At 68.0% G+C, this 14,918-nt stretch carries 15 protein-coding genes and 6 pseudogenes; 13 read left to right on the top strand and 8 right to left on the bottom strand.

The annotated features are described in order from the left end of the window. Position 1 precedes the first annotated feature (1 nt). The 4 genes and pseudogenes from ABZV31_RS24840 to ABZV31_RS24855 all read left to right on the top strand — a co-directional run. Positions 2–337, top strand: a pseudogene (locus ABZV31_RS24840) (MerR family transcriptional regulator); the annotation flags it as partial. Between the two features lie 242 nt (positions 338–579). Beyond that, on the top strand, positions 580–783 hold the full coding sequence (locus ABZV31_RS24845; RefSeq protein ID WP_355897714.1) for a cold-shock protein: 204 nt from the start codon (positions 580–582) through the stop codon (positions 781–783). Between the two features lie 375 nt (positions 784–1,158). Beyond that, positions 1,159–2,391: a PP2C family protein-serine/threonine phosphatase gene (locus tag ABZV31_RS24850; protein ID WP_355897717.1), complete on the top strand. Its 1,233-nt coding sequence runs from the start codon at positions 1,159–1,161 to the stop codon at positions 2,389–2,391. Positions 2,392–2,515: 124 nt separating this feature from the next. Further along, positions 2,516–3,532, top strand: coding sequence for a Ku protein (locus ABZV31_RS24855; protein ID WP_355897720.1), 1,017 nt, complete (start codon positions 2,516–2,518; stop codon positions 3,530–3,532). A gap of 265 nt (positions 3,533–3,797) precedes the next feature. Here the strand turns inward: ABZV31_RS24855 and ABZV31_RS24860 are convergent. The 7 genes and pseudogenes from ABZV31_RS24860 to ABZV31_RS24890 form a co-directional block, all read right to left on the bottom strand. Further along, positions 3,798–3,983: pseudogene (locus tag ABZV31_RS24860) on the bottom strand (hypothetical protein); the annotation flags it as partial. A gap of 328 nt (positions 3,984–4,311) precedes the next feature. Then, positions 4,312–4,503, bottom strand: a complete 192-nt coding sequence (locus ABZV31_RS24865; protein ID WP_355897778.1) for a hypothetical protein — start codon at positions 4,501–4,503, stop codon at positions 4,312–4,314. A gap of 50 nt (positions 4,504–4,553) precedes the next feature. After that, a complete protein-coding gene (locus ABZV31_RS24870; protein WP_355897723.1) occupies positions 4,554–5,000 on the bottom strand; it encodes an Asp23/Gls24 family envelope stress response protein in 447 nt (148 codons plus the stop codon). A gap of 360 nt (positions 5,001–5,360) precedes the next feature. Beyond that, positions 5,361–5,630, bottom strand: a complete 270-nt coding sequence (locus ABZV31_RS24875) for a hypothetical protein (protein ID WP_355897726.1) — start codon at positions 5,628–5,630, stop codon at positions 5,361–5,363. A gap of 82 nt (positions 5,631–5,712) precedes the next feature. After that, positions 5,713–5,985, bottom strand: a pseudogene (locus tag ABZV31_RS24880) (hypothetical protein). 79 nt (positions 5,986–6,064) lie between these two features. Continuing rightward, entirely contained in the window at positions 6,065–6,307 is a 243-nt protein-coding gene (locus ABZV31_RS24885) for a hypothetical protein (RefSeq protein ID WP_355897728.1), read from the bottom strand. A gap of 28 nt (positions 6,308–6,335) precedes the next feature. Next, positions 6,336–6,896, bottom strand: a complete 561-nt coding sequence (locus ABZV31_RS24890; protein ID WP_355897731.1) for a DUF5994 family protein — start codon at positions 6,894–6,896, stop codon at positions 6,336–6,338. A gap of 263 nt (positions 6,897–7,159) precedes the next feature. Here ABZV31_RS24890 and ABZV31_RS24895 point away from each other — a divergent pair, with 263 nt between their 5' ends. From ABZV31_RS24895 to ABZV31_RS24925, 7 genes and pseudogenes are all read left to right on the top strand, one after another. After that, entirely contained in the window at positions 7,160–7,675 is a 516-nt protein-coding gene (locus tag ABZV31_RS24895) for a helix-turn-helix domain-containing protein (RefSeq protein ID WP_355897734.1), read from the top strand. Between the two features lie 5 nt (positions 7,676–7,680). Next, a pseudogene (locus tag ABZV31_RS24900) lies at positions 7,681–7,842 on the top strand (VOC family protein); the annotation flags it as partial. A gap of 73 nt (positions 7,843–7,915) precedes the next feature. Next, positions 7,916–8,272, top strand: coding sequence for a VOC family protein (locus ABZV31_RS24905; RefSeq protein WP_355897735.1), 357 nt, complete (start codon positions 7,916–7,918; stop codon positions 8,270–8,272). After that, a pseudogene (locus ABZV31_RS24910) lies at positions 8,269–8,717 on the top strand (pyridoxamine 5'-phosphate oxidase family protein). Before ABZV31_RS24905 ends, ABZV31_RS24910 begins: the two are co-directional and overlap by 4 nt. Before the next feature lie 278 nt (positions 8,718–8,995). Further along, the gene (locus ABZV31_RS24915) at positions 8,996–11,392 is read left to right on the top strand and encodes an excinuclease ABC subunit UvrA (protein ID WP_355897737.1); all 2,397 of its coding nucleotides are present in this window, start codon (positions 8,996–8,998) and stop codon (positions 11,390–11,392) included. A 790-nt stretch (positions 11,393–12,182) separates the two neighbouring features. Beyond that, positions 12,183–12,350, top strand: a complete 168-nt coding sequence (locus tag ABZV31_RS24920) for a hypothetical protein (protein WP_355897739.1) — start codon at positions 12,183–12,185, stop codon at positions 12,348–12,350. A gap of 503 nt (positions 12,351–12,853) precedes the next feature. After that, the gene (locus ABZV31_RS24925; protein ID WP_355897742.1) at positions 12,854–13,042 is read left to right on the top strand and encodes a ferredoxin; all 189 of its coding nucleotides are present in this window, start codon (positions 12,854–12,856) and stop codon (positions 13,040–13,042) included. A 128-nt stretch (positions 13,043–13,170) separates the two neighbouring features. Here the strand turns inward: ABZV31_RS24925 and ABZV31_RS24930 are convergent, their stop codons facing one another. Beyond that, a complete protein-coding gene (locus tag ABZV31_RS24930) occupies positions 13,171–13,317 on the bottom strand; it encodes a hypothetical protein (RefSeq protein WP_355897744.1) in 147 nt (48 codons plus the stop codon). A 232-nt stretch (positions 13,318–13,549) separates the two neighbouring features. Between ABZV31_RS24930 and ABZV31_RS24935 the strand changes: the two genes are divergently transcribed. Both ABZV31_RS24935 and ABZV31_RS24940 read left to right on the top strand, forming a co-directional pair. Beyond that, on the top strand, positions 13,550–14,473 hold the full coding sequence (locus ABZV31_RS24935) for an FkbM family methyltransferase (protein ID WP_355897746.1): 924 nt from the start codon (positions 13,550–13,552) through the stop codon (positions 14,471–14,473). Between the two features lie 70 nt (positions 14,474–14,543). Further along, positions 14,544–14,816 (top strand): annotated as a pseudogene (locus ABZV31_RS24940) (UTRA domain-containing protein); the annotation flags it as partial. Positions 14,817–14,918: the final 102 nt, after the last annotated feature.

Raw genomic sequence — 14,918 nt, forward strand, 5'->3', positions numbered from 1 at the left:
CGAAAGCCGACCGCAAGCCGCCGACCGGCTCGACGACGACCACTACCCGGCGTACACCATGGGCAGGGCGGCCGAACTGATCGGTGCCACGCCCGGCTTCCTCCGCGCGCTGGGCGAGGCCGGGCTGATCGCGCCGACGCGATCGGGGGGCGGTCACCGCCGCTACTCCCGCCATCAGCTGCGCCTCGCCGCCCGTGCCCGGGAACTGGTCGACCAGGGCACGCCGATCGACGCCGCCTGCCGCATCATCAGCCTGGAGGACCAGCTGGAAGAGGCACTGCGCGTCAACGAGGAGCTGCGCCGCGCGGCCGAGGGAGACGACACGAGCGGCGACTGAAAATCTGACGTCGGCGAAGCAGAAATTCACCGGGCGCCGGAAAAGGCTGTTTGCTGCGTATCCTACCAATGAGCTTTCCGGTTGATTCTCCTCACATGCCGGCGATTTGTTCCGTGCTAGGCTGGTGGCAGTTGCGGTTGTGGTTGCCATTTTGCTGTCGGTTTTTCCCGGGCAGGTGATCATCACAGCGATGATGAGGCTTGCGAAGTGCGAGTCTCCAGCACTGCCTGAGGAGTTATGACATGGCCACCGGTACGGTTAAGTGGTTCAACGCGGAAAAGGGCTTCGGCTTCATCGCGCAGGACGGCGGCGGCGCCGACGTCTTCGCGCACTACTCGAACATCGCCGCCCAGGGCTTCCGTGAGCTGCAGGAAGGCCAGCGGGTGACCTTCGATGTCACGCAGGGCCAGAAGGGCCCGCAGGCGGAGAACATCGTCCCCGCCTGACCTCCGCGAACCGCGAAACGAGGGGCCCGCACCCAAGGTGCGGGCCCCCCGTTTTTGTTTCTCATTCACTCATTCACAGGGGTCCCGATATACCCGATACAGAGGCCCCTGAATAAACGCTTGCCCGCATATGTGCCGCTTTCCGCACCGGCGAAAAGGAAAACCCACCCCAATGGGGCCCTGCCGTGAACAGGACGCGTGACTCAACTCTGCGAGTGCCTGGTCCGCCGCGGACGACAAGGTTCGGCCACGGCTGCGCCCAGCGGCCGGAGGAAGCCGGGTGTGGCACTCCTATGGCTCGGAGAAGAGCGGGTATCCCGATAGAGCAATAGAACCAATAGGACAAAGAGGGACCACCTGGTGCAGACTACTCTGGTGGATCACTTCTGCGCCGGGAAGGACACCCCCGACCGGTCGGAGTCCTTCGGGGAGGAGCTTCTGGGGACCCTGCTGGACCGCGCCCATGTACTGCCGCCCCATCTCATCGGCCCCATCGTCGCGGATGCGGTCGGCAGGCTGGGCGGACGCGATGTCTCGGTGCTGCTCCAGGACTACGGTCAGTTCGTTCTCTCACCGCTCCGCGGTGATGGCCTGGTCGCCGGGAACCCGGAAGTGATCGACGCGTCCGATGTCGGCCGGGCATTCCTCGAGGGGCGTCCCCTGGAGGTTCCCCGCGAGGACGGTGTACGGGTGTTCTTGCCGCTGCTGGACGGCGGGGACCAGGTGGGGGTCATGGCCGCCACCCTGGACGGCGTCGACGACGACGATCGGCGTCTGCTGCGCAGGATCGCCAGCGTGGTGGCCGACATGCTGGTCACCAAGCACAACTACACCGACCTGTTCTTCCTCTCCCGGCGCCGACAGCCGATGAGTGTGGCCGCGGAGATCCAGTGGTCGCTGCTTCCTCCGCTGGCGATGGTCATGCCGCGCGTGTCGGTCGCGGGAATCCTGGAGCCGGCGTACAACGTGGCGGGTGACAGCTTCGACTACGCCCTGAACGGCGACGTCCTGCACGTAGCCATGATCGATGCGATGGGGCACGGCCTGAGCGCCGCCGTGATGGCGACCGTCGCCATCGGCGCCTACCGGCACGCCCGCCGGATCAGCATCGGCCTGCCCGAGATCTATTCCTTCATGGACCGGGCCGTCGCGGACCAGTTCGGTCCCGACCACTTCGTCACCGCGCAGATGATGCGCCTCGACACGGCGACAGGACGCCTGCAGTGGGTCAACGCCGGACACCCCGCACCCATGCTCGTCCGTGGTCACCGGGTCGTCCGCCGTCTGAGCGGCCCGACCACCCTGCCGGTCGGGTTCGGCGGCGAGGAACCCGTGGTCAGCGAGCTCGCGCTGGAGCGGGGAGACCGCGTCCTCTGCTTCACCGACGGGCTCATCGAGGAGCACGAGATCGGCGAGCAGCCGTTCGGCGAGGAGCAGCTGATCGACTGGGTCAACCGCGTGGCGGGCACCGGAATGGGAACCCGCGCGATGACACGCTCGCTGTCCAACGTCCTGAAGGAAGCGCGCGGAGGACTCACCACCGACGACTCGACACTCTTCCTCATCGAATGGGCGGGGCCCCCGGAAACCGACCACATCCCACGGTGACGCCGACACCTTCGACGAGGGCCGCCGCAGGGGAGCCGCAGGGAGCCGCAGGGAACTGTGCACGTGCGGGCCGGTTGTGGCGCTCTTAGCCTGGTGTAGCTCGGGGTAGTTGCGGAGGAATGCCATGCCCCGATCCATCTGGTCCGGCGCCATCAGCTTCGGTCTGGTGACGGTGCCGATCAATGTTCAGTCGGCGACCGAGGACCACAGCGTGCGGTTCCACCAGTACCACCTTGAGGACATGGGCCGCGTCCGGGTGCGGAAGTTCTGCGAGCTGGAGGACCGCGAGGTCACGAACGACGAGATCGGCAAGGGCTACGAGTTGTCGAAGACACAGGTCATCCCGATCAGCGACGCTGAGCTGAGCAATCTGCCCCTGCCCACGGCCAAAGCCATTGAGATCGACGCCTTCGTCCCCCTGAAGTCCATCGACCCGATCCGGATCGGGGAGGGCTACTACCTGTCCCCGGACGGGCAGGTCGCGGCCAAGCCGTACAAGCTGCTCCGACAGGCCCTGGCCAGATCGGCGAAGGTGGCGGTCGCCAAGTGGGCGTGGCACGGTCGCGAGCGGCTCGGGCTGCTCCGAGTGCGTGACGACGTGATCGTCCTCCATCTGATGCGCTGGCCCGACGAGATCCGCGATCCGTCCGAGATCACCCCGCCTGCCGTGGACGTGGACGAGAACGAGATCCGCGGCGCACTCGCCCTCATGGACACCATGACCCGCGACGACCTTGAGGGTGACGAGTTCCGTGACACCTACACCGAGGCGCTGGAGCAGATCATCGAGGCCAAGCGGGAGCACCGCGAGCCGCCGGAGATGCCGGAGCAGGAGGCCGAGTCGGGCAAGGTGCTGGACCTCATGGCCGCGCTGAATGAGTCTTTGGCCCGGGCGAAGGCCTCCCGCGGCGAGACGGGCGAGGCCGAGGTGCACGAGCTGCCGCGCAAGAAGACCGCGGCCAAGAAGACCGCGGCCAAGAAGACCGCAGCCAAGAAGACCGCGAGGCAGACCGCCGAGAAGACCGCCGAGAAGACCGCCGAGAAGACCGCCGAGAAGAAGGCCACGAAGAAGGCCACGAAGAAGGCCACGAAAACGGCGGCGGCGAAGAAGACGTCGGCCCGGCGGCCGCGCAGCGCGTAGCCTCCGGGCCACGATCGGCCGGCACAGACGGTTCACACGTGGTTCGAGGGCTACTCGGATCAAGCGGTGTTGGGACAACAGCTCCGTCGGGCTCTTCGTACCAGCCGTCGCGGAGAGCCCCGCAGTTGCCTGCGCTACCGCTTGCGGGGCGGGGCCTACTCCGGGATGACCCGCAGCGCGGTGTCCGGATTGCAGTCTCAACGTGTGCGTACAGCGACCTGCGCGCCTGCTCCTCGGTGATCGGCTTCGCCCGGACACCATTCGCCATGTGGCAGCCGCCCTTGTGGATGCGCACCCGTGGGCTCCCGGTCCCTATGCCCCGCTCCATCAGCCACTCGGGCGGCTTGGGCCGGCGCGCCTCGCCCATCCGTCGCTCAGCCTCGCGCCGCTCCTCGGCAGCGATCCAGCGGTCGAGCTGGGCCAGATTAGCCTTCGCCTGCTGCACGAACATGCGGCGCGCGAAGTATAGCAGCTCCGCGAGACGGCATGCCTTCGTTCACATGTTCGAGTTTAAGCCGGCGGGCGCTCAGCGTCCGGCTTCGTCCGGCTTCCCCTTCAGGAACCACGTGGTCCTGGCACCACGTCCGTCTGCTGGACGAACCGGCACCGTTGCGCGCGCAGTTGCGTGCCCGGACGGCACCTGCCTGGTCCGGGGGAGCTCACCCAGTGCCTCCCGGGCGGCGTGCGAGGCGATCTTCGCTCGACTCGTCGGTGATCCGTGTCGCGCCCCATGCGCCCGGCGCCACCGCCTGAGCAGCGGGTTTGGACGGCGTCACGGGTCACCGCCGCCGGTTGCCGTGCTCGCGGGTGTGGAAGAAGTCGCCGAGTTCCCCGTTACCGTCGGCGAACCGTCCGGCGACGAACCCGACGGCAAGCAGCGCCAGCACCAGCAAGAACGCGCTGAAGCCGCCGAAGTATCCGGCGAAGCCCAGCGCCATCCCGGCGATCAAGCCGACCACGGCCCCATTCATCTCGCGATTCATCCCGCGCTACCTTCGCGTCGCCGCCCGCAGGTGCACGGCTACTCGACCCGCCGCTCTGGTTGTTCGTCTTCCTCGTCGGGCAGATGCACATCGCTGACCGCGATGTTGACCTCGACAACTTCCAGACCGGTCATCCGCTCGATGGCAGCGATCACGTTCTCTCTGACGTCGCCCGCGACATCGGTGATCGATACGCCGTACTCGACCACGATCTCCAGGTCGACCGCGGTCTGTACCTCCCCGACCTCGACCTTCACCCCGCTGGTGACCGACTTCCCGCCGGCACCGGGCATACGTTCCCGCATGGCCCCCATGCCACGGGCGAACCCGCCGCCCATCGCGTGGACGCCCGGCACATCCCGGGCTGCCATCCCGGCGATCTTCGCCACCACACCGTCGGCGATCGTCGTGCGGCCACCACCCCGCTCGCCTGATGGCTCCGCAAGAGGGGTCTCGGGCCGGTTCGGCAGTCCGGTATCCGTCATTTTCGGTTACCTCTTTCCGAGGTGTAGGCGGTCTGTCGCACTTCTTCCCTCACGTTAAAGGCGAGTGCCCAACACTGCTCAGGTAATGCCACATACGGGCGATATCGGGTATTAAGTCAGGAGGCGGTGATATCTCGCGGAGAAGGATCAGGTTGAGCGCCGGGCCGGGCCGCCCTAGCTGCATTGCCCTGTGAGGTTGGGGACGCGGCTTGCGGGTGGTTTGCCTTCAGCGCGGTGGCGTCGGCGGTGGGCCAGTCGCGGTCCGCCGTCCACGCAGACCGCTTCCAGCGCGCCGACCATGGCCCTTCGGTGTGAGGGCGCCATTGGGTCGACCGGAGGCGGAGGGCCGCCCGTGTCGTGTCAGCCCCGCGCCTCCTCGGACTCCATGAGCTGGATCCCCTTGTGCGTCAGCGTGACCATCGCGGGCGTGTTTCCTCGGGTCCAATCGACCACGATCAGTCCCTCACCCGCCAGGTACGTGTAGGCGGCGGCCAGGTCCTCCTCGGGCACAGCGAGGCCGTCGCGCAGCTTCGCCCCGGTGAGGCCGAGGAGTCGATTGCCTTCCATGGCCTCGTACAGAGTCTTCATGATCGCCTCGCGGTACTGCTTCCGCTCGTGCAGTGTCGCCATGGCTGCCTGCCTTCCGTGCCGACGGCACCGGCGGGAACCGGTACGGCCGGGGTGGTGGTTCCCCGGTCGATGGGCCATCGCCTCACATTTCGTCCGCCTGCGTGTGATCCTCCCGTGAGGACTGGCTGGTCACCAGCGAGGACGTGCCGACTCCGCCATGTGCGCGGTGTCCACGGTGAGGTGGAGGCGTGTTCCGCCGTCAGCGCCGGCGGGGCAGCTGCGCTGGTTCAGTAGCGGCCAAACAACGGCGGAGAACATCGGCGACATGGCGAGCCGCCGCCGGGGACGCGGCAACGATACGAACCTCGGCGGTACCCGGTGCAGTCCCGGTGACTTCATCACCTCGTTCATTCAGGACGACGTGTATCAGGGGCGACGTGTCGGTGGCCGGAGCCTCACACCCACCGCCCCCGGCCAGAAGCAGGTCTGCATCATCAACGGCTTCCCTCTCGATGCTCACGGCGTGTGGCGTCGGGCTCGCGGCGTGTGGCGTCGGGCTCGCGGCGTGTGCCGTCGGCGAGAGATCCCTCCGGCCCGGTCGCACGTGGGCTCTTCCGGGTCCACCGACCGATTCCCGGTAGGGCGTCGCCGTAGCGGAACACCGCGATCCTTTCGTCATGCTGCGTGTTGAGCCGGTGGATCAGGATCATTCCCGCGATGATCAGCACGATGATCACGGCGACGGTGACGACTGTCTCCACGTCCTCACCCCCTCCGGGCGGAACTCAAGAACCCGATCGCGGTCCCGGCCGCCGAAGCGGCTCCGCCATCGGTCTCCCATTCCTCTTCCCGGCTCCGAGCCTCTGTCGCGTCGTGGCTCATGGCCTCGCCGGCCATCAGATCGCTGGCGGTGCGGAGGCTTCCCGGAACGGCTGCTGCCGCCATCAGCCGGGCGGCGGCAGCAGGCTCCGTCTCCGGCGGGATCACCAACAAGTCCCAACGGCCCACCGTGTAGGAGAGGAGGAGCAGTTTGTTCGGGTCCTGCTCGTCGGCGAACCAGCCGACGTGCACCGTGTGCCCGGTGACAGGCACCTTGCGCGGGATGACAGGCCAGTGGGCCGGGTTCACGGTGACGCGGGTGATCCGACCCCAGCGCGCGTCCAGCACGTCGGTCAGAGCGGGGATCTCCCGGAGGAGATCGCGGGAGCGGGGCCACCATGCACCGTCCAGGAGACCTGGAGCCGAGCCCGTCGGAGTGAGGGACAGCCGGGCCGACGCTGAGGGCAGACGCTCTTTGCTGATCGCACGATCGATGGTCGCGGTCATGGCGCGGACCTGTCCCCGGGGCTGGTCTTCGACGTCCCGGTGTTGTCGCTCCGCCGGAAACGACACCGGCATGGCGGCCGGTGCGCGAAGTACTCACGGTACTTTCACTCTACGCCGCTCCGAGGCCCCGGGACGTGCGCGTGAGCAGGCTTTGGCTCCTGCCGGACGGGATCCATCAGGCACATCCGATCCCCCGCGGAAGCTCCTCGGACCGTACTCGCCTGTACTGGACGGAGTCGCTGCGCGACCTGGTGGCCTCGGTGATGGAGACCAACGTGTCAGTGCAGGCGAACCGGATGAATCTGATCATGAAGAAGGTGACGAGCTGGGCCGCGATCACCGCTGCGCATGGCGATCACCGGCTTCTACGGACAGGGCTGCGCCGGGTCCGCGACCGGATCGACCGGGAGTACGCGCAGCCGCTGGACGTCGAGGCGCTCGCCCGCGGCGCGCACATGTCGGCCGGGCACCTCAGCCGCGAGTTCCGGCTCGCCTACGGCGAGTCGCCGTACGGCTACCCCATGACGCGGCGCATCGAGCGCGCGATGGCGCTGCTGCGTCGTGGCGACCTCAGCGTCACCGAGGTCTGTTTCGCGGTCGGCTGCTCGTCGCTGGGCACCTTCAGCAGTCGCTTCACCGACCCGGTCGGTATGCCGCCCAGCACCTACCGGCGCCACGCGGCGCGCGCGACGGCGGAGATGCCGTCGTGCGTGGCGAAACAGGTGACCAGACCGATCAGGATTCGAGAAGCGCGGGTCACGGAGCCGCAGCTAGCGTGACCGCCATGGACATCACGATTCACCCGACCTTCCTCCCGCACGACGAGCCGGACGCATCCCTGGCCTTCTGTCGCGACACCCTCGGCTTCGAGGTCCGCAACGACGTCGCATACGGCGGGATGCGCTGGATCACGGTCGGCCCCGCCGACCAGCCCGGCACGTCGATTTAGGGCTTCCCGTTCGTCTTTAAGCTCGACAAGACATACCGGGTAGATGTGACCCACGACTTCAGGAGTGACCATGACCGGCTCTTCCACCCAGGGAATCAAGACCGTGCTGCATCCCGTGTCCGACCTGGCGACGGCCAAGGCGGTGTACGCCGCCCTGCTCGGCGTACCGCCGCAGACCGACGAGCCCTACTACGTCGGCTTCGAGGCCGCGGGCCAGCACATCGGGCTGGTGCCGGGCGGTGGACCGCAGGGCATGACCTCGCCGGTGGCCTACTGGCACGTGCCGGACATCGAGGCGAAGCTGGCCGAGGTGACCGCCGCGGGTGCCACCGTGAAGGAGCCCGCGCGCGACGTCGGTGGCGGCCGCCTGGTGGCCACCGTCACCGACCCCGATGGCAATGTCCTCGGGCTGCTTCAGGACCGATGAGTGCCGACCCCCGCTCGCGCGCTCAGCGTCGTCGCGACACCGAGCATCGGCTCACCCACGACAAAGACGTCCGGGTGGCCAGTGCCTCGGCGGACGGTGCGCCGTACCTGGTGCCGCTGTCTTTCGACTGGGACGGCGAGGCGCTGCTGACGGCCACGCCGACGGACAACCCGACCGGCAGGAACCTGGCCGCCACCCCGTTCGGCTGGGGCTGGGCCACACCCGCGACGTGTCCATGATCGAGGGCGAAGTCGAGGTCCTCGAGATCGACGCGCTGCCGCAGGAGCGGGGTGACCGGTTCGTCGCGCACACCGGCTTCGACCCGCGTGCGCCGGCCACGCCGTACCGCTGGTTCCGCATCTCCCCGCGCCGCATCCAGGCTTGGCGCGGGGTGAACGAGCTGCCCGCCCGCGAGCTGATGCGCGACGGCCGCTGGTTGGTCTGACGCCTCGGCCGGGCGCGCCGCGTGGCCGGGGCCCAGAGGCTCCACGGGCCGAAGCGGCGTGGATGCCTTGGTTCTTGCGCCGAGCGCGACCCCGGCCGGCGTCAGCCGGACGGGCGTCGGGCCACCCCGGCCGACACCGCCGATCAGGGAGACAGCGGCCGTTGCCGCGACCGCGCCGACGAAGGAAAACCAGACGTCACGCTCGAAGCTGGTCAGATCGAGCCAGGGGACGCCGACGGAGACCGCGAAGGCGGCCCCGACTAACAGATGGAGACACGATGAGCATGGCCACGAGGACGGACACGCAGTCGCCTGCGTTGCACGTTGCCGACAGCCACGAATTGATCCGCGTGCACGGCGCGCGCGAGAACAACCTCAAGGACGTCAGCGTCGAGATCCCGAAGCGCCGGCTGACGGTGTTCACCGGTGTCTCCGGCTCGGGCAAGAGCTCGCTGGTGTTCGACACGATCGCCGTGGAGTCGCAGCGGCTGATCAACGAGACCTACAGCGCCTTCGTGCAGGGCTTCATGCCGACGCTGGCGCGGCCCGAGGTCGACGTCCTCGACGGGCTGACCACCGTGATCACCGTCGACCAGCAGCGGATGGGCGCCGACCCCCGCTCCACGGTCGGCACCGCCACCGACGCCAACGCGATGCTGCGCATCCTCTTCAGCCGGCTCGGGAAGCCGCACATCGGCCCGCCCAGCGCGTTCTCCTTCAACGTCGCCTCGGTCCGGGCGAGCGGTGCGTTCACGGTCGACCGCGGTGCCGACAAGACCAAGGCCGTGAAACGGACCTACACCCGCACCGGCGGCATGTGTACGCGCTGCGAAGGCCGGGGCACGGTCTCCGATATCGACCTCACCCAGCTCTTCGACGACTCCAAGTCGCTCGCTGAGGGCGCGATCACCATCCCCGGCTACAAGGCGGACGGCCATTGGACAGTGCGGATCTTCACCGAGTCGGGCTTTCTCGACCCGAACAAGCCGATCCGCGACTACACCGAGACCGAGCTGCACGACTTCCTCCACCGCGAGCCGACCAAGGTGAAGGTCAACGGCATCAACCTCACCTACGAGGGGCTGATCCCCAAGGTCCAGAAGTCGTTCCTCTCCAAGGACCGGGAGGCGCTGCAGCCGCATATCCGGGCGTTCGTGGACCGGGCGGTCACCTTCACCGCTTGCCCCGAGTGCGGCGGCACCCGGCTCAGCGAGGCTGCCCGGTCGTCGAAGATCAAGGGGATCAACATCGCCGACGCCTGCGCGATGCAGATCAGCGACCTGGCCGAATGGGTCCGCGGCCTCGACGAGCCGTCGGTGACGCCGCTGCTCGCCACGCTGCAGCAGACCCTCGACTCGTTCGTGGAGATCGGGCTGGGCTACCTCTCGCTCGACCGGCCGTCGGGCACGCTGTCGGGCGGCGAGGCGCAGCGCGTCAAGATGATCCGCCACCTCGGCTCCTCACTCACCGACGTCACCTACGTCTTCGACGAGCCCACCACGGGCCTGCACCCCCATGACATCCAGCGGATGAACGACCTGCTGCTGCGGCTGCGGGACAAGGGCAACACGGTGCTCGTCGTGGAGCACAAGCCGGAGGTGATCGCGATCGCCGACCACGTCGTCGACCTCGGCCCCGGCGCCGGTACGGCGGGCGGCACCGTCTGCTTCGAGGGCACCGTCGAGGGGCTGCGGGCCAGCGGCACCATCACCGGTCGCCATCTCGACGACCGGGCCGCCCTCAAGGAGACGGTGCGGAAGCCCACCGGCACGCTGGAGATCCGCGGCGCGACGGCGAACAACCTGCGCGACGTCGACGTCGACATCCCGCTCGGGGTGCTTGTCGTCGTCACCGGCGTCGCCGGCTCCGGCAAGAGCTCGCTCGTGCACGGGTCGATCCCCGCCGGCGCGGCTGTGGTGTCGATCGACCAGGGCGCGATCCGCGGCTCGCGACGGAGCAACCCGGCGACATACACCGGACTGCTCGACCCGATCCGCAAGGCGTTCGCGAAGGCCAACGGCGTGAAGCCGGCGCTGTTCAGCGCCAACTCCGAGGGCGCCTGCCCCAACTGCAACGGCGCCGGCGTCATCTACACCGACCTGGCGATGATGGCCGGCGTCGCCACCACCTGCGAGGAGTGCGAGGGGAAGCGGTTCCAGGCATCGGTGCTGGAATACCACCTCGGCGGCCGCGACATCAGCGAGGTGCTCGCGATGTCGGTGACCGAGGCCGAGGAGTTCTTCGGCGCCGGCGAGGCGCGCACGCCGGCCGCGCACCGCATCCTCGGCTGGCTCGCCGACGTCGGGCTCGGCTACCTCAGCCTCGGCCAGCCGCTCACCACGCTGTCCGGCGGCGAGCGGCAGCGGCTCAAGCTGGCCACCCACATGGCCGAGAAGGGCGGCGTCTACGTCCTCGACGAGCCGACCGCCGGCCTCCACCTCGCCGACGTCGAGCAGCTGCTCGGCCTGCTCGACCGGCTCGTCGACTCCGGCAAGTCGGTCATCGTCGTCGAGCACCACCAGGCGGTCATGGCGCACGCCGACTGGATCATCGACCTCGGCCCCGGCGCCGGTCACGACGGCGGCCGGATCGTCTTCGAGGGCACACCCGCCGACCTCGTCGCCGCCCGCTCCACCCTCACCGGCGAGCACCTCGCGGCCTACGTCGGCAGCTGACCGAGGCCCTCGCGGACACCGTGAGACGAGTTCTCTCATCTGTTTCGACTCGTCCCACTCGACTGCTGACGAGACGTGTTGACGTGGGACGAGTAGCGGATGCCTCAGGGCCTGAGCGGGTGGGGGACGTAAGCCGGAGCAGACCTGGCCAGAGCGGACACGGACAAAGTCTCCCAACCCCACCTGATCCTTTTGGGTATCGGCCTTGCTGATCACTCTGCATCAGCGGCGGGGCAGGGGGACGACGCCCTTGACGTCGTCCCCCTGCCCTTGATCCGTGACCGGAGCGGGGAGCGTACGGCTGAACGTACTCAGCTCGCGGCGGAGCCGCTGGAGCTCGTCGTCCTTGGCGGCCAGGACGGACAGGAGGAGTCGGGCCTTGCAGTCGACCTGATGTACTACTGCCTGCGCCTGGATGTCTGACGACTCGTCAGCTATGGTCGGCCTGCCGTTCGCGTCCGAAGGAGCGAGTCCAGTGGTGAGTGAAGTGGAGACGCACCCTCAGAGTCCGCAGCCGGCGGGTACTCCGCGATGGGTCGCGATGTTCTACCAGCCGTCCACGACCTCTTGGCGGGCTGCCGCGGAGTCGCCCCATCGCGATCCCGTGCAATACGCACTCGGTGAGATGGCCCAGACCATGCGGGCGCGCGGAGCTGATGTGACAGCCACTCTGTGGGGGCCGAAGGACGGCGCGTGGCATCGCTTCGACATGTCCTTCCCCACAGCCGCAACCGCACCGCCCCACCCACCTTCTGGGAGCTCCAAAGAGTCAAGCAAGCTCGCGGAACGCATGACCGACCGTCTGCACCAGGTGCTCATGGCCGGCTTGAGCAAGGCGGGTATCTATGACCTGGGGCCAGACGACTGGGCGGCTGTCCAGGCAATCGTCGATCGGCTCGACGAGGTCACCGTTCGCAGGGTTGTTTACTGGCTCTCCGCCAACAGCAGTGAGAAGTAGGCAGTCAAGAGGTGCAACTCGCGGCTTCGGCAGGTTGCTGGGCCGTGGCGCTCTCAACGCGAAGGCTGCCGCACGTCCGCGGACGCTTGGCGCGGGGCACCTGCGCACCCGGTGTATGGCCGGTCCCCCCAGTCCGCTGACGTGCATGTGGCAAGAAAGGCCGATGACTTGTCCGCCTTCCCAGGCGGCGTCGCCACAACGCTGGGCTGTTCGATGTCCTCACGTTCCCGGAGGGCGTGTATGCGTTGAAACCGGAGACATCGTATGCGGTGATCGGCATGCTGAGGGGTCATGGCGGCTGAATCGGCCAATGAGTAAAGCTGTTGCGGGGGAACGCGATCCGGATGCCGGAGGTGCCCTTCGATCAAGGGTGAGGGGTGGGGGAGGGTGCGGCCGATTCGGCGACGTGGGTGGCGGGCAGTTAGGTCATCAACGCCATCAGGTTTGACCGACCCGTCGGGCCGATCAGGGGGTCGGTGACCGTGACGCGACTTGGAGTGCAGATGAAGGTTTCCGTCGACCCGAGCCTCTGTTACGGCTCCGCCGAGTGCGCCCACAGGGTTCCGTCAGTGTTTGCCTTCGTGGACGAATTCGGCACTGTCATTCCAGGCCGCGAGGACTCCGGGGATGATCCACGGGTCCAAGAAGCGGCAGAGAAGTGTCCTTCCCAGGCCATCAGGATCACCGAGTAGCCCGTCCTCGCCGTGCTCGCGAGGTGGCGCCCCCGCAAGGATGGCCTTGGCGGGGCCCGCCGCTCCGAACCGCGCGCGGCACCGGTCCATCCAGCCGGTGCCGCGGACGCCGGTCCTCTTCATCCCGGTTACCGCAGCAGGGTGTGGAGGAGGCCGACCACGGCCAGGCCCACGATGAGCGCGGTTCCGACGGTCGGGTGGAGGAAGGCCACGTACATGCTGGCGCCTCCCGCGAGCAGCAGCAGGGCGGTGCGGTTGTCGATCTGACCGTTCACGCAGAACTCCCAGGTGCGAGGGGTGAGAACGCGGCCGTTCCGCGTTTCGGCCCGCAGCCTGCAGCACATGAGAGTTAGCCCCGCAACTCTCGCGAGAATCCGCTTCGATACGGCTGATTTCAGCAGGTCAGCAGCCTGATGCCCCGGACAGTGCGGCCACTACGGCCGCCCGGTGGGTGCCGGAGGAAGGCGCGCGTTACCGTGTCGCTGGAGCCGGCGGAGAGGTCATCGGATGAGCAGTCCCGTTGCGGAGGTCCTGGTCACGCTCGGGCGGCGGTACGTGCGTGACGCTCCGGGGTCGCTCGGCAAATCGCTGCTCGCCGCGGCCTACCTCAATGCCCGCCTGCGGGAACACCCCCGGCGGAGGGTCGTTGAGACTCGGTTCGGCGCGCGGTTCGCCGTCGACACTCAGGACCTGATCCAGCGGTATGTGTATCTGTTCGGGGCGTGGGAGCCGCACATGACGAGCTGGCTGCAGCGGCGGCTCAGGCCGGGGGACACCTTCGTCGACGTCGGGGCCAATGTCGGGATCTTCAGTGTGCTCGGTGCGCGGCTCGTCGGTGACCAGGGGCGGGTGGTTGCGATCGAAGCCTCGCCCGTCTTCCACCAGCGGCTGTTGCAGCAAGCCCGCCTCAACGGCTGCCGCAACATCCGGGCGGTGAACGCCGCTGTCGCGGACAGCCACAAGACGCTGAGTTTCACGCTGGCCAGCTCGCGCAACATGGGGGCGAACAGCATCGTTCCGTATCAAGGCCCCGCCGAGTCCACATTCGACATCGACGCCCTCCCGCTGCCGGAGCTGCTCGACCCCGAGGAGATCGCGAACGCCCGAATCATCAAGATCGACGTGGAAGGGGCCGAGGGTGGGGTTGTCCGGGGGCTGGCGCCCATACTCGACACGCTCAGGCCCGACGCTGAGATCACCGTCGAGGTGACCCCCGATCGCATGGCTCAGCTCGGGGACTCGGCAGATGAGCTGCTGAAGACGATGGCGGATGCCGGCTTTCACGTCTACCGGCTGGCCAACGACTACGCCCCCGAGAGCTACCCGATCGCCCTGAGGGGGGAGCCGAGCGTTCCCGTGCGGTGGCGGGGGCGGGTCGTCGGTGAGAGCGATTTGATCTTCTCGCGCGTGGATGCGGAGACCCTCCCTTGACGTGAAGCGGCCCGGTTCCTTCGCGCAGGAGGGAACCGGGCCGTGTGGGCGGTCGGGGTACCGCCTGGAGATCGTTCTGCCGGAGGGCGGGCCACACGCCGGTAAAGGTGTCGTCGACCGCATGGCGGAAATCGGCATCACGGTCACGCACTCAGTCGAGCGGCCCGAGCCCGGACAGGCCAATGCCGAGGAGGCGACGCTCCTCGGCATTCAGCGGGGCGCGCTTGTCACGGGCATTCAGCGGACGTACTACAGCGACGACGGGCGCCCCGTCGAGACGGCTGACATCGTCATTCCCGCCAGCCTCTGCGAGATCGTGTACGAGGTTCCGGTCAGTCCGTGACCGGGGAGAGCAATGCTCATGACCTGTGGATCGATGTCGGGGAGACACGCGAAGGGCGTACCTTCCCGAATGATCCTGTGATGGTCATCGAGTAGGCCGACG

This window comes from Streptomyces sp. NPDC005202, from assembly GCF_040608235.1.
Classification (GTDB): Bacteria; Actinomycetota; Actinomycetes; order Streptomycetales; family Streptomycetaceae; genus Streptomyces.